Origin of the sequence: Photorhabdus sp. CRCIA-P01, assembly GCF_003545805.1 — a bacterium.
Lineage (GTDB): Bacteria > Pseudomonadota > Gammaproteobacteria > Enterobacterales > Enterobacteriaceae > Photorhabdus > Photorhabdus antumapuensis.
Genome location: NZ_NMQR01000014.1, coordinates 49,500 through 63,664 on the forward strand (window position 1 = coordinate 49,500; position 14,165 = coordinate 63,664).

Genomic DNA, 14,165 nt, shown 5'->3' on the forward strand with positions numbered 1-14,165 from the left:
AAAAATCTTAAAAATAAATAACCAGTTATTTAGATATAGGAGTCTGGTTAAAATATCTATAATGGTATTATTTGGTTTTTATTTTCATTGTGGCACTATTTTAACTTGTAATAATACTCGTCTTTTTTATGAATTGTTGGATTAAAATATTTATTGTCTTATAGTGATATCTTTAAATTTAGTAATATATTCTTGCATATTTTCAATAAGTTTTATATTTAAAAAATAAAATGCCATCAATGCCAAGTGCAATAAAAAACTCAAACATTATTTATTAATCCAACTTGTTTTTATGAGTTATATTTTTGTTTGCTTGATTAAACTGATAAGTGTATTTTTTAAGGTGAAATATAAATAACTGTTCTGTGAAACACAATTATTTAAAACAGTTTTTCATTTGCGCGCCATAAATATTATTTATTAACCGGGGGGCTTTTTATCTACCAGAAATAAATTATATTTTGGTGAAGAGAACAGACCTAATAACTTAAATCATTGTAAGAGGAAAACTGATGACAGATAAACAATCTTATTCACCTGAAATAAAATATTCTTCGTGGGCGCCTAATGATGTTCCGCTATTTATCATACTTGGACAATCAAATAGTTATGGTCATGGAACACAATTACCACAAGATGAAGAAATTACCCAAGGTTTAAAAAACGTATTCACATTATCTCTGCCAGAAGTTTACAGCGTTGACTTTCCTGCAATTAACTGGACAGGGCTGACTAGTTTTGGGAATGCTAATATTGGCGCTCCTGTCGGTTTATCTCTTGGCAATCAGGATCACGCAGTCAATGCCGCCAATCGTTTCGCCAAGTTCTGGCAAGACCATATTGACGAAGGTAATGCGCTTAATTTACCTGAACTTTATGTCATTTTGATGGGTTGGGGCGGTCAGGGTATGTATCTGGGTTATCCACCGTATAACCGTTGGGCTCCTGAACGAGATCCCTGCGATGTGGAATCGCTCTATCCCCGCGCGGTCAGAACTTTGCGCATGGCAGTCGAATCGTTGCGTAAACTAGGCAAAAATCCTCGCATTTTGGCTGTCCATTGGAACCAATGGGAAGCAGAAACCGAAAGTTTATTCGCAGCACAGGCATCAGAGTGGAATTTTACCCGCATCATTACAGGTATCAGTGATGCTTTGGGTTCTCGCAGTATACCGTGGAGGCTGTATTATCCACTTTCGGTTGCGTTTGATCCCATTAACACCAGTTATGTGCTTGAGGCAATCAAGAATGTCATCGCTGATGATCCCCAATACCGAACATTGATTGATGCACGGAATTCGCCCGACTATACCGGAAAGGCGACTGAGTTTGGTGTTTTTCTGCCTGATAGTATTCATTATGATGGTAAAACCCAGACATGGTTTGCCCAACAGGAATGGGAATTGATTTTATCTGGTTATAAAGGGGTTGAACTATCATAGGATTAATCATCTAGGAGATATCAAGATGGCGGCTGAGGCTGTCATCTGTTATCAGGCAGAAAATAATACATTCTTAGGTGCTCATGTGTGCCTTTTTGGCATACATATTGATAAACGCCTATTTTGTATGCCATAATGGCACCATGTTTATATAGACTAAAAGTGTAGGTGAAATCATGGCTACTAATACAGAACGCAAAGAGACCCGTTTAGTTGCAAGAGCCTCCTCAGAGATTCAAGAGATCATACAAAGGGCGGCTGATTACTCCGGCGCAACACTTTCACAGTTTCTTATTGAATCAGCAATGGAGAAAGCGCGTAACGTAATTGAACGGACTGAAACCTTACATCTTTCGATGGAGGGGGCTGATGCTTTGTTGGCAGCTTTGGAAAATCCGCCAAAAGCAAACTCTAAACTACTTAAAGCCGCTGAGTACTATAAGGATAGGGTGAATGTCCGTAATCATTGAAGAAATCACTCAGCAGCATGGTCGTAGGGCGTTTGATTGCGGCGTCAGTGAATTAAATCAGTTTTTACAACAGCAAGCTCGGCAGAAAACCGTAAAGCATATTTCAAAAACTTATGTGGCCTGCCGAGATTCCGTGCCCATGACTATTATCGGATATCACACACTTACCGGATATTCAGTGACAACTCCGCTTGCCCACAGGGATTACAAAAAATATCCTCATCCACTTAGTGCGGTAAAATTGGCCCGACTTGCTGTGGATTGTTCATACAAGAGGCAAAGGATAGGTGAACAGCTATTGATTGATGCCATTTATCGGACAGTGTTGGTCGCACAGCAAGTTTCAGCGATTGGGCTGTTTGTTGATCCTATGACTTCAGAGGTCATTCCGTTTTATCAGCAATATGGATTTTTGCCAGCCGATCCTAACGATAATTCACGCCTTGAAATGTGGCTACCCATCAAAACTTGCATAGAAGTCAGGAGCACCCTAATATGAGTACTCGATTGAAAAATAATAAATTCCTATCAAATACAGAAATTGAAGAGTTTTATTTTTGGTCTGAGTTTAATACTCATTAACAGTGCTTTTATTTCATGCTGAATCAATCTGAAAGAGTGGCACTGGTAATATTAAAACTCGTATTTATTTCATAGAGGCAACTTGAAAGATAACGGGTATATTTATATTTCTCAAGCTATACCAATATTCAAAGCAAATCAGAATTGCCGCCTATAATATTAGCGGCAATCTTTGGAGAGTTATTAAAATGTTATTGCCAACTGACAGTAATTTCTCCGGTTTGACCTGCTATTGGCATAACGTTACCGTTTCCAACCTTTAAGGCGAAAAGGAACTGTTGTGCCGGACTTCTATTATTGAATGCGGCTGTCGACATTCTTCGCGTGCGTGATATATCTATGCAACTGCTGGTATCTCCCTGACAAAGATAAACCGATAAATTCTGAGGCCATCCAACAACGTTCCAAGTCCAAGATACATTGGTAATCTTTCCTGTTGCAGGAGGAGAACCGACAATAGGAACGTTAGCAGTTTCTAAGAAATTTTTGGAATACAGTGTGGGCAGAACAACTGAAGAGTGATAGCTTCCACTTGCCGCAGGTACTGTTTGTGAAAATATGGCTAACAATAGTGCACTACCAATTCCTAAGATTTTTTTTAATTTCATAGCCATTACCCCAATATCTGATAATTTTCTATTGCGAGAGCTTAGATATACATTTTGATCTCGCACCCTTTATCTCCGAATTCTTATAAAAGCCTGTACGCAATGCCAAAGTAGGCAGGAACAATTTGGGTGGATTATCTTCCAGATGCAATAGGCAATTTGAATTTATGTTAAGTAAATCTGATATATTTTTACTGTTCGATGCTTTTGTCTGTTACTTAGACCGTAGTCTTTTACAAGGGGATCTTCCCATGATATAAAGCTTGCTAAACGATCAAATGGAAGCCGTGACACGTTTAATGGATGTCAAAAACGATGAATAAATCAGACATGACAATCACAACTTCCCCATGTCAGGAAGCCCTGATTTACATGGAAAATATTTGTCGATCTTATCGTATGGGGGAAAAATATTACCCAGTACTTGATAAAATATCATTCACCATTATGCGAGGACAAAGCTGCGCTATTGTCGGCGCTTCCGGTTCAGGTAAAAGTACTCTACTCAATATTCTTGGTTTACTGGATCAACCCACTTCTGGATATTTTCAGTTTAGTGGCGTTAATATAACAAATGTTACTCCTAATGAGCGGGCGAGAATAAGAAATCAGGAAATTGGTTTCGTGTTTCAGAGTTTCAATTTACTTCCCAAAATGCAGGCGTTGGATAATGTGGCGCTGCCATTGTTATATCGTGGATATTCTCGTTCTCTAGCTCGGCAGGAGGCGAAATACCAGCTTGAGTTGGTTGGTCTGGCTGGTCGTATTTACCATCGTCCCGCTGATCTCTCCGGGGGACAGCGGCAACGTGTTGCTATTGCCAGGGCTTTGGTCGGTAAGCCTTCTCTGATTCTGGCGGATGAACCGACAGGCAATCTCGATAGTGCTACAGCAAGTGATATTATGGCACTGCTGCTGTCATTGAACCGTGAGCAAGGTGTTACGCTCGTCATGGTTACACATGATGAAGTAATAGCCAAAAATATGCAGCGCTGTCTCTATGTTAATGACGGGCGGCTTTCCGAAACCGATCTGTGGCTGGATAGCCTCAATGCTTAAGGTGAATTCTAGCCGCTACGGTTTTTCCTTCGCGCAAGCCCTGCGTGAATCACTGGGTAGTCTGCGTCTGCTAGGAAGGCGCTCCTTGCTTGCTTTGCTTGGTATTGCAGTCGGATGTGCTTCCGTCATTGCACTTTTAAACATCGGTCATAATGCTGTTAATGAAGCTATCAGCACTTTTAAAAGTATGGGCAGCAATATTTTGGTTGCTCATTTTAGTTTTATTCCAGGTGCCGTTGTCAAACCCGCGCCATCTACACTGGATACTCAGGCATTGACTCGTACAATACCGACTATCACCCATGCTGCGCCCATCACGTTACACTCAACCCGTATACGCTTCCAAGGGCAAGGGATAAATACGAATATTACCGGTACATCCTCTGATCTGGCTGCGGTGCTGGATTTACAGATTGAGCAGGGACGTTTTCTATCGGACTATGATCGTCAAACGACCTATGCCGTGCTCGGAGCGGATATTGCCAAACAATTAAAAGTAGCCAATCAACCTATTCGAATAGGTAGTCAATTGCAAATTGGGGAATATCTGTTTGAAGTTATAGGAATTCTCGCTGTTCAGGGACCGAACCCTTTACTCCCCGGCTCGATTGATAATTCGGTCATACTGCCTATTGAAGCAATGCGGCGGTTGCGGCCTGCGCCAGAAATTGGAAGCGTCGTTACCAGAGCACGTGACACAACAACGCTAAACAGTGACGCGGTGTCGTTACGTGACTACCTTGTCTCATTATCAAAAGGTCGTCAGGTCGAAGTTGAGATCCCGAAACAATTGCTTGATGGATTGACGCGTCAAGCAAAAACATTTTCCTATTTGCTCGCGGGCTTAGGGGGAATTTCGTTGCTGGTGGGAGGTGTGGGCGTGATGAATGTCATGCTGATGAATGTTTCGGAACGCAGGCGTGAAATTGGTGTTCGTATGGCTTTGGGAGCTCGGCCTGTTGATATTGGTATGCTGTTTATGTTGGAGGCTGCCATTCTGGCAATTGCCGGTGCAATGGTTGGTTCATTGTTGGGGGTAGCGGCGGGATACCTATTTGTAAAATTTTCGGGCTGGGTATTTACGTTATCCCTATTCTCTTTGCCTCTGGGTATCGCTAGTTCATTAGTGATTGGTCTGTTTTTCGGTATCAATCCGGCATTAGCGGCTGCCAAATTACAACCTGTAGAGGCACTGCGTGATGATTAGCCAAGTTTTTCAACGTGCTATTGGCATCATCATTGCCCTGATAATAGCTGCATCTGTCAAACAAGCGTTAGCGGAGCAGTTGAATCCATCACAGGCAACCATGTCTGCAACGGATACAATTTCGCTTAATCAGCAAACTATTGGTCTGACACTCAGTGATGCAATCTATTTAGGGTTACGAAACAATCGTTCGATTCGCAGTGCTTATCTGGATCGGATTGCGCAGAAATTCGATTTACGCGTTGCTGAAGATCGTTTTACGCCAAAATTGTTGATTAATAGCCGTTATGTCACTGCCCGTAATCAAAGCGATCGCTATCGCCAGAGCGAGATTACACCCACATCTACGTTGCTTGGAGAATACGGTACTCGATTCAGTTTGTCTTGGACCAATCGGACGACATGGGCAGACAACGCAGGTCGTAGCCGTAATGATGGTGTTTCATTCTCAGTTATTCAGCCCCTGTTGCGTGGTGCTGGCAAAGATGTGGCTACAGCACCTGTGCGTCTTGCTCAATTGATGGAGCAGACAAATCGTTTGAACCTAAAAGCGACGGTATCCCAGACTATCAAGCAAGTTATTATGGCTTATCGTGAATTGTTGCGAGCTCAAGAACAATTACAAATCGCACGTGATGCTCTTGAACGTTCGCGTCAACTGCTGGAGGTTAACAAAGCTATGATTTCCGCAGGTAGAATGGCCGCTTTTGAGATTGTCCAGACGGAGGCTGATGTTGCAATGCAGGAGTTGGCTGCGGAGGAAGCTGCTAATCAATTGGATAGGAGTCGTTTAGAATTGCTGCGATTGCTCGCTTTAGACTTACAAACTCAGATAAAGGCTACTGACAGATTGGAAGCTAAACGCGTAGATATTAACCTGCTCCAGGCGCAACATTTGGCACAAGAGCAACAGCCATCGTATCTCACTCAATTGATTACGGCGGAGCAGGCTGCAATTAACCTGACAGTTGCCCGTAACGAACGTTTATGGGATGTCTCTTTAGTTGGTGGTGCCAGTCAGGTACGTGATCGAACAGGGTCAAACCATTCTCGTAATTGGGAAAATTACGCCGGTGTTCAGGTAGAGATACCCATTGGCGATTTGAGTCGGCGTCAGGCGGAAGTGCGGGCGCGGGTTGATGTTCAGAACCAGGACATTCGTCTTGATGAGGCAAAACAGTCACTGGAACGTGATGTGGGTAATGCGGTACGCGATATTGGTACGCGTTGGCGTCAATATGAGATCGCACAGCGTGCCAGGGATCTATCCCTGCGCAAGCTGGAGATTGAACGTGAAAAATTGACGGTGGGCCGCTCCAGTAACTTTCAAGTCTTGAGTTTTGAAACTGATTTGCGTAATGCGGAGAATGTTCGTCTCAATGCGTTGATCACCTACTTAAATGCACAAGCGGAGTTGGACGAAACATTGGGTACTACATTAGGGAGTTGGGACATTGCACTTAACGACTAAGATCAGGGGAGTTGCCCGTTTCAGGTATAAGACTGGTTGGCTCGTGACACTTGCTGTTGTATTAGTCATTGGGGTTACCATTGCTTATGTTTTCCTCTCTTCTTCAACTGATACATCATCACCGCAACGGTGGGTGCATGTTGAACCTCAACGACTGGAAAATCGTCTTGGGTTAGTTGGCCGTATTCAGGCTGCAACCAGTTTGACGATTGCCGCGCCATTTGATGGTGTTATTGCTGAGGTGATGGTAACCGAAGGCCAGCGCGTTAAGCGTGGGCAACCCCTGTTGAGCCTTGATACGACACAGTTGGACATTCAGTTGCGGCAGGCGCTCACGGAACTGTTGAAAGCCCAAAAAGCCGTACAAGATTTGGTGGGATGGGAGAACAGTCAGGATGTCGCTAGGGTACGTAGAGCTTTAACCAATGCTCAGTTAAGTTTGAGCGATACCGAACGTAAGCTAATCGATACCCGGGCTTTGTTCGAGCGTGGCATTGTTCCCCGTATGGAGATTGATACACTGGAGCAACAGGTCAGAGTTCAACAGCTCGATCTTGCCGCCGCTAAGGCGGAACTGAGTGTTGTCCTCGAGAAAGGCACCGGGGAGAATCGCCAGATTGCTGATATGGAATTAGCTAATGCCCAATCGCGTTATCAGGCGCTTGAGACCCAGCAAGCCCAACGTGAATTGGTTTCTCCTTTTGATGGCATTGTTATTCGCCCACAGGTATCGGAATCAGATAAGGAGTTATTTATTCAAAAGGGGACTCGTGTCACTCAGGGAACACCTCTGTTAGGGGTAATCAATTTGGAACAAATCCAGGCGGTAGCGCGTATTGAAGAGGCTGACCTTTATCAAGTGTATGAAGGAATGCCGGTTGAGATCACCGGTGATGGTTTTGCCGGGCTATCTCTACGGGGGCAAATTAAGACAATTGGTGTACAGGGGAGTTCAAAGGAGATGCAGGGAGCGGGTGTAACCTATGATCTATTAGTGGCGATTGATCCTCTTATTCCCGAACAGCGGCAGCGTATCCGGCTGAGTATGAGTGCGAAATTGGCTATTGTCACGTATCGCAATGAGCGTGGATTGGCCGTGCCAGCCGAGGCATTACATACCGGCCCTGATGGACGAATTTTCATCACCTATCGCCGTGAATTAAACGCACAAACACAGCAGATTATGGTGACACCGGGGCATGCCGTTCCTCAAGGTGTGGAGGTGATCGGGTTAGAGGCTGGCTATGTTGAAGTTCCTGCGCGGAAGTAACTGACTCAACCTCATTGATCTTTTGCGACACCCTCGCATTGAGCAAGAGTTCACGGTAGTTTTTTCTAATTTTGGTGCAATATCTCACCGTGAAAATTCGTATATTGGCAGTGCATTTGCCACAATATTTAAATTTTTCGAGTCTGCAATGACATTCGAAAATCGTGCTAAATCAGATGACACATGTTCAATATCATCTACTGCAACCAATTTGTTGTTATATATGAAGCGGAAATTTCCTTTATTTTGATCAATCTGTAATGTCATTATTTCGCCGACAATTGCGTGCTCCTGTATGGCATTTTTGTTCGTTAGATCTTCACGGTAACCAGAGATGATGGAAATCCCAATCGGCCACGGGCGATTGTTATGTAACAGATTGATTGCACGCAATACAGGCTGTCTGGAGACCATATCGCGGGGATAAACTCTATGTTGTTCAAGCAATTGCTGTTCAGACAATATTGAATTTAAAATCTCTGTAAGACGTTGCTGTAAATCGATATGGATCTCCATTGGGACAATCATGGTGAAAAAGGCGGACCATTTTGAAGAATGAACAGCATCTCCCGCTTGCGCCCATCCGACTTGAAATTGAGTATCATTTGATGTGTGAGCCAAATAGATAAACCAAGCGCATATAATGTGTTGAACGAGCTCAGTTGAAATAAGGGAGTTCTGATTGAGTACTGTTTTCCATTCAGACACATGCCAATTCGGTACTTTATCTATCGTTGCCCGTAATCTAAAAGGCAGCATTGGTGTTGAAAAACGCGCTAGTCTTTTTTGCCAAAATAGCTCTTGTTCGGTAAGTCGTTCATGTATATCTGTTAGCGTCTTAATATCTGATCTTTCAATTGTGGGGAGTGGATCACCAATTTCAAGTTTGCATTGATTGGCTAAGATGAGTGCATTTATTGGTTTGCCCCGGCTATCAACAAACGAAATACGTATATCTTCACTACTTGTGGCCATTAGCCAATGGTCCTCGTCAATACCCAACAATGTACCTGGTTTATGATCGGAACGTGTATACATCACCTGTAGTGTACCTATCGATACCAGGCGATCTCTCAGCAGAACTTTAGGTAATGTTAGTGGATTAGGATAGTAAGCTCCGAAAGTTAAAGATCTGACCAAAGATGACAATTCCTGAGCTTTTTTATTCCACAATAGACAACCAGCAGCGTCTGGTCGGCGACGTCTCGAGAAAAAAATGCGGTTAGCAGGATCTTGCTGGCGGCGGGGTATGTCACCGTTCTCTAGGTTGTTTAATAGTTCGGTAAATCCTTCGGCAGCCGCCTGATAACATTTAAGATTCAATGAAAGTGCGGTGTCGGTATTTTTAATATCAACATGACGCCGCACAACAATATCGCCACTATCGACCATGGATCCGATTAAATGCCAGGTAATAGCATACTGAGACTCACCGGTAAGGATCGCCCAAGAAGTGGCATGAGTGCCGGCATAGCGTGGCAGAGGTGCGTCGTGGTAGTTGAAAGCACCTCGAGAGAACTGATTGATTAATAGAGCAGGGAGAATAACGGGATTGACTATGGAAAAAAGCCAGCATATTGACTGAGTTTTGGAGAGTGTCAGGAGATCTTCTAGTGCTTCAACACAGTGTATATTTTGAGAAGTTGCCCATTCAGAAAACAGAGATTCCGTGGGAAAAATAGCCACGATTATGTATCCGGCCGCTTGAAGTTGTTGGGTACAACGTATCGCAAGTGTTGTACCACCGATGACGACACAAGACCGATCTTCTCCAGTGGAGAGGTTTACAACTTTGCACTTTTCAATTTTTAATCTGTTATCGGTGCTATTTTTTTTCTCTTGCGTTGAAGAGGTGAATTCGCCGGGCATGTTATCCCCTTTATCATTATTGAGTGAAGGGATTTGTTTGAGAGTAAGTAAAGTTCATAGGCTTAGTTGCCTTGAACTGCATTTAAACACAAACAAACCCCGATATTGCTCACTGACCTTTGATTCCTTTGTCAGGGAAGCCATAGTTGCCTGAATTCCAGACGATCAACAAAGCTAGCACTAACAGAACAAGTAAGGTCCAAGGGAACGAACTGGCGCCAAGTGTTTCAAGTAATATCCCGCCAATAATGCCCCCGGCTGCAATAGCTAAATTCCATAAGGTAACAAGAATCGACTGAGCAACGTCCGCACCTTCTCCGGCAGATTCAGCCAATGCAGTTTGAAGTAGGGCGGCGGCACCGCCGAAGGTTAACCCCCATAAGATCACGGCAAGAAAAACAAAGACAGGAAGAGTACCGATAACACCCAGTATGAGAGAAGCGAAGGTAAATAGGGCAAGACTTATCAGCACCAACGAACGTAACATTTTGTCAATTAACAGCCCTGTCATCCATATTCCAAGCAACGACGCCATACCAAAGGCTAACAACACAAGATCAATCCTGGTAGCAAGTCCCGCCTGTGTCACAAAAGGCAATACATAGGTATAAAGAATACTGTGAGCCAGTACCCAACAAACAAGAACGCTTAATACCGGCCGTACTCCTGGAATAATGATAACTTTTTTGATCGGTATACGTTTTTCGGCGGTACGTCCTGGGTAGTCAGGGACTTTCAACATGACCCATGCGATGACGACTAATGTTAGAATAGACATCAAACCAAAAGTTGTACGCCAGCCAACAATTCCACCAATGAATGTTCCTAATGGCACGCCAAGGGAGAGTGCCAGTGGTGCCCCGACACCGGCTACAGCCAACGCACGTCCTTTTAAATGATCAGGTACCATCCGTCGGGCATAGCCGACCAACATTCCCCAGATTAAGCCGCCGGCCATACCTGAAAGAAGTCTGGCCGCAAGTGCCACTATGTAGTTAGATGTTAACGCGGTGAGCGTATTAAAGATTAACAAACCAGTAAGTGCCATCAAGAGTAATCGGCGACGGTGCCAACCTTGTGTTGCTGTCGTCAGTGGAATCGCTGCGACAAGTGAGCCAATTGCGTAGAGTGTAACGAATTGACCAGCCAATGCTTCAGAAACGGCCAAACTGTGACTTATTTGGGATAGAATGCCTGCCGGGAATGTCTCTGTGAGAAGCGCAAGGAATCCCGTCATTGCTAACGCGAGTAGAGCAACGAGAGGAAAGTGGGTACTGCCCGCATGAGTGGCAGTTTTTTCGTTAATCATGGAACCCCCTTAAATAATTTTCATTGTGTTGTTTGCAGAAGCAATCAACTCAAGAATCGAGCTAATTCGTTAACACCTGACTCCTTAAGTACCTCGAAATGATCAACGTTAAGATTGATGTTTTCTGGGGGATGTTTTAGGTATGGTGTTGCTTCTTCGATAAAAGAAACGGCATCATCACGTGCATTAAACACCGTAATTGGTGCCTTGATTATTCGTTCTTGCAGTTCTGCCGCTGAATATTTTTGTCCGTAGGTTTGAATAACTATCCTGGCAATTCGAACAATTAACGTAGGGTCCAGGTTTGGGTAGTGCTTATGAACAAAAGAGACAAAGCTTTGCTCATCGATAACGTTAGCCAGGCATTCACTCAAAGCTGAGCTGTGAGAAGTGCCCGCGAATACAGAGAATAATAGTGATACCAACTCACTGTTCTGATAAGTAGACCCGTTTTCTGTTCCCGTGGAATTAACGTGATATTTTATCTTCGAGAGCCCTGGCGCGATGAGAACAACCTTTTCGACACGTTCTCCGGCTCGTTCTAATTGGTAAGCTGCTTCGAAAGCCAATACAGAGCCAAAAGAATATCCCCATAGCGTGTATGGGCCGGTAGGTTGTAATTTTTTGATTTCTGTTATGTCTTGAATCACCATTTCGGCTATGGTGGAGTATGGAACCTCTCCTTCATTAATTCCGTAAGCCTGGATGCCATAAAATGATCGATCAGTGCGGATCTGTGTAGCTAGCAAGTGTAAATTCATTGGGTATCCACCCAATCCTGGCCAGCAAAAGACAGGTAATCCAGCGTCTTTTGCCTGTAAGCAGGCCAATCGTGAAGGTAATCTGGTTACTTCACCTTCAACGATTTTTGCCAATTGTTTAACCGTTGCGGCCTCAAATAGAGTATGGAGAGGTAGCGATAACGCAAATTCTTCATTTAAACGTTGTATCAGATGGACGGCTATCAGAGAATTTCCGCCTAAAGCAAAGAAGTCATCTTCGGTAGATATGCTTTCTCGCGTTAGTACTTCTTCCCATATCTTTACGATCCGTGTTTCTGTCGAGGTGCTTGGGAGTACCTGTGGACTGTGTGGTACTGTGCTGACCAGTGCTTGCAATGTGTCGAAATCGATTTTTCCACTGGAAGTGAGAGGCATGGTATCCAGGAACAAAAATCTGTCAGGTAACATATAGTCCGGTAATGTTTTGCTAAGTTCACTCCGCAGAATTGAAGTGATGTCATACTTTGCTTGCTGGCGTATTGTTTCATCTGCTAATTCAATACAGGCGGTTAATTGTGTCGAACGGTGTTGGGGGTCTTTTTCTGCCAAAATTGCAGCGTGTTTCACTTGATCGATAACCTCTATTGCATTTTTTATTTCTTCTAATTCGACCCGCATCCCTCTCACTTTAATTTGATTATCTTTCCGGCCAGCAAAGTGGGCATTCCCATCTTTATCCCAATAGGCCAGGTCTCCGGTTCTATAAAGCCGAATTTTTTGCGTATTGGGTGGTATCGCAATTTCAAGAAAGTGCTTTTCCGTGAGATCCTGACGATTCAGATATCCTCTTGCGACTTGAGTGCCTGCAATATAAATCTCTCCAATTTCATATTCCGAGGCGGGCTGATAGTGATGATCGAGAATAAAAAATTCCGTATTGGATACCGGCTTACCAATAGGGACGGAATTAACTTCGTCAGATATTGGGTAGTGATTAACAAAGAAAACGGAAGCATTAATTGTACATTCCGCCGGGCCATACATATTAATCAGTAGACAGTTTGGTAGTGCATGGATACATTGAGTGGCGAGTTTTCTTGATAGGCTCTCTGCTCCGATGAATATTTGCCGAAGGGAGTGGCATTCCCGGAATTTGTGATTATCGATCAGTGCTTGTAGTAGCGTGGGAACACACTGTAACGTGGTCACGTTGTGGCGAATAATCAGGTCAATGAGTTGGGGAATATTCCTGTGTGTTCCAGATGAACTAATAACAACCCGGCTACCACAACTGACTGATAATATTTCCCATTGAGCTGCATCAAAGCTGATGGGCGTTTTCTGAATAATTGTTTTTTCAATGTTTAAATCGCATTTTTCATTTAACCAGCACATTTGGTTAATGATACTGCGATGCTCAATCATTACACCTTTCGGTTTCCCTGTACTTCCAGAGGTATAAATGACATAAGCCAAGCTATCCGGGCTAAGGTAGTCATGGAGGATGTTGCAGGTAATGGCACGGGATTCTAATGATTGCTCCACGCCTTCAAGCGTTACGATGTGGATATTTTCTGCAACCAACCTGGCCAATTTTTCCTTTAATTTTTCTTGGGTAAATATAATTTTCAGATTGCTATCGTGGATCATGTAACGAAGTCGTTCCTCTGGATAATCATGAGACAATGGCAGGTACGCACCACCAGCAAAAAGAATTCCCCAAGCTCCGATCATCTGTTCAATCGATGGTTCAACAAAGATACCGACGCAATCACCCGCTAAACATCCCAGGTTTTGCAGATAGCAGGCCAGATGCACACTGCCAATTGCCATTTCCAAATAACTGAGTCGTTCTTCACCGTGGATGATTGCTGTAGCCCAAGGAGTTGACCGGACGTGTGAAAAGAGTAATCCCGGTAGGCACTCTTTTCGTTGAAAACTCGCGGGTAACTTAATGTTATTTAACGTTGTCCAATTTTCATTTTCCGGTTGAGCGCTGGAGATATCGTATTTTCGATACTGTTCTGTTTTTAATATTTTTCGCCATTTGATTATTGGGAGAGTTGATTGCATCTTATTTTATACCTTTATTTAAGGAGAGAAGCCAAAAGGGGGGCATATTGGCTTCTTCTTTAACTGGCTGATATTCCTGTGGA

11 protein-coding genes are annotated in these 14,165 nt (G+C 43.6%); 7 read left to right on the forward strand and 4 right to left on the reverse strand.

What is annotated here, in order from left to right:
- Positions 1 to 512: 512 nt before the first annotated feature.
- The 3 genes from D3222_RS10850 to D3222_RS10860 all read left to right on the forward strand — a co-directional run bounded on the left by D3222_RS10850 (position 513) and on the right by D3222_RS10860 (position 2,411).
- Positions 513 to 1,442 carry a hypothetical protein gene (locus D3222_RS10850; RefSeq protein ID WP_118986168.1) on the forward strand — a complete coding sequence of 310 codons (930 nt, stop codon included), beginning with the start codon at positions 513 to 515 and terminating at the stop codon, positions 1,440 to 1,442.
- Positions 1,443 to 1,618: 176 nt separating this feature from the next.
- Entirely contained in the window at positions 1,619 to 1,912 is a 294-nt protein-coding gene (locus tag D3222_RS10855; RefSeq protein ID WP_118986169.1) for a type II toxin-antitoxin system TacA family antitoxin, read from the forward strand.
- The gene (locus tag D3222_RS10860) at positions 1,896 to 2,411 is read left to right on the forward strand and encodes a GNAT family N-acetyltransferase (protein ID WP_118986170.1); all 516 of its coding nucleotides are present in this window, start codon (positions 1,896 to 1,898) and stop codon (positions 2,409 to 2,411) included. Before D3222_RS10855 ends, D3222_RS10860 begins: the two co-directional genes overlap by 17 nt.
- A 274-nt stretch (positions 2,412 to 2,685) precedes the next feature.
- On the opposite strand, the gene D3222_RS10865 is transcribed toward D3222_RS10860, so the two are convergent.
- Positions 2,686 to 3,168, reverse strand: coding sequence for a flagellar protein FlhE (locus D3222_RS10865; protein ID WP_232832481.1), 483 nt, complete (start codon positions 3,166 to 3,168; stop codon positions 2,686 to 2,688).
- Between the two features lie 249 nt (positions 3,169 to 3,417).
- Here D3222_RS10865 and D3222_RS10870 point away from each other — a divergent pair, with 249 nt between their 5' ends.
- From D3222_RS10870 to D3222_RS10885, 4 genes are read left to right on the forward strand one after another with little or no spacing between them, the layout of a single operon-like run.
- A complete protein-coding gene (locus D3222_RS10870; RefSeq protein ID WP_232832482.1) occupies positions 3,418 to 4,161 on the forward strand; it encodes an ABC transporter ATP-binding protein in 744 nt (247 codons plus the stop codon).
- On the forward strand, positions 4,154 to 5,368 hold the full coding sequence (locus tag D3222_RS10875) for an ABC transporter permease (protein WP_369973511.1): 1,215 nt from the start codon (positions 4,154 to 4,156) through the stop codon (positions 5,366 to 5,368). The genes D3222_RS10870 and D3222_RS10875 overlap by 8 nt, the downstream gene beginning before the upstream one ends.
- A complete protein-coding gene (locus tag D3222_RS10880; RefSeq protein ID WP_118986171.1) occupies positions 5,361 to 6,839 on the forward strand; it encodes a TolC family protein in 1,479 nt (492 codons plus the stop codon). Before D3222_RS10875 ends, D3222_RS10880 begins: the two co-directional genes overlap by 8 nt.
- A gap of 43 nt (positions 6,840 to 6,882) precedes the next feature.
- Complete coding sequence (locus D3222_RS10885) at positions 6,883 to 8,109, forward strand: HlyD family secretion protein (RefSeq protein WP_232832483.1); 1,227 nt, start codon at positions 6,883 to 6,885, stop codon at positions 8,107 to 8,109.
- Positions 8,110 to 8,193: 84 nt separating this feature from the next.
- Here D3222_RS10885 and D3222_RS10890 read toward each other — a convergent pair whose 3' ends face one another.
- The 3 genes from D3222_RS10890 to D3222_RS10900 form a co-directional block, all read right to left on the reverse strand.
- Entirely contained in the window at positions 8,194 to 9,978 is a 1,785-nt protein-coding gene (locus D3222_RS10890) for a formyltransferase family protein (RefSeq protein WP_118986173.1), read from the reverse strand.
- Between the two features lie 109 nt (positions 9,979 to 10,087).
- Positions 10,088 to 11,287 carry an MFS transporter gene (locus D3222_RS10895; RefSeq protein ID WP_118986174.1) on the reverse strand — a complete coding sequence of 400 codons (1,200 nt, stop codon included), beginning with the start codon at positions 11,285 to 11,287 and terminating at the stop codon, positions 10,088 to 10,090.
- A 44-nt stretch (positions 11,288 to 11,331) separates the two neighbouring features.
- Complete coding sequence (locus D3222_RS10900; RefSeq protein ID WP_118986175.1) at positions 11,332 to 14,082, reverse strand: amino acid adenylation domain-containing protein; 2,751 nt, start codon at positions 14,080 to 14,082, stop codon at positions 11,332 to 11,334.
- Positions 14,083 to 14,165: the final 83 nt, after the last annotated feature.

What these genes read in the sequence shown, in the direction of transcription:
- D3222_RS10850 (WP_118986168.1), top strand. Translation starts at nt 513, where the DNA reads ATGACAGATAAACAATCTTATTCACCTGAAATAAAATATTCTTCGTGG.
- D3222_RS10855 (WP_118986169.1), top strand. Translation starts at nt 1,619, where the DNA reads ATGGCTACTAATACAGAACGCAAAGAGACCCGTTTAGTTGCAAGAGCC.
- D3222_RS10860 (WP_118986170.1), top strand. Translation starts at nt 1,896, where the DNA reads ATGTCCGTAATCATTGAAGAAATCACTCAGCAGCATGGTCGTAGGGCG.
- D3222_RS10870 (WP_232832482.1), top strand. Translation starts at nt 3,418, where the DNA reads ATGAATAAATCAGACATGACAATCACAACTTCCCCATGTCAGGAAGCC.
- D3222_RS10875 (WP_369973511.1), top strand. Translation starts at nt 4,154, where the DNA reads ATGCTTAAGGTGAATTCTAGCCGCTACGGTTTTTCCTTCGCGCAAGCC.
- D3222_RS10880 (WP_118986171.1), top strand. Translation starts at nt 5,361, where the DNA reads ATGATTAGCCAAGTTTTTCAACGTGCTATTGGCATCATCATTGCCCTG.
- D3222_RS10890 (WP_118986173.1), bottom strand. Translation starts at nt 9,978, where the DNA reads ATGCCCGGCGAATTCACCTCTTCAACGCAAGAGAAAAAAAATAGCACC.
- D3222_RS10895 (WP_118986174.1), bottom strand. Translation starts at nt 11,287, where the DNA reads ATGATTAACGAAAAAACTGCCACTCATGCGGGCAGTACCCACTTTCCT.
- D3222_RS10900 (WP_118986175.1), bottom strand. Translation starts at nt 14,082, where the DNA reads ATGCAATCAACTCTCCCAATAATCAAATGGCGAAAAATATTAAAAACA.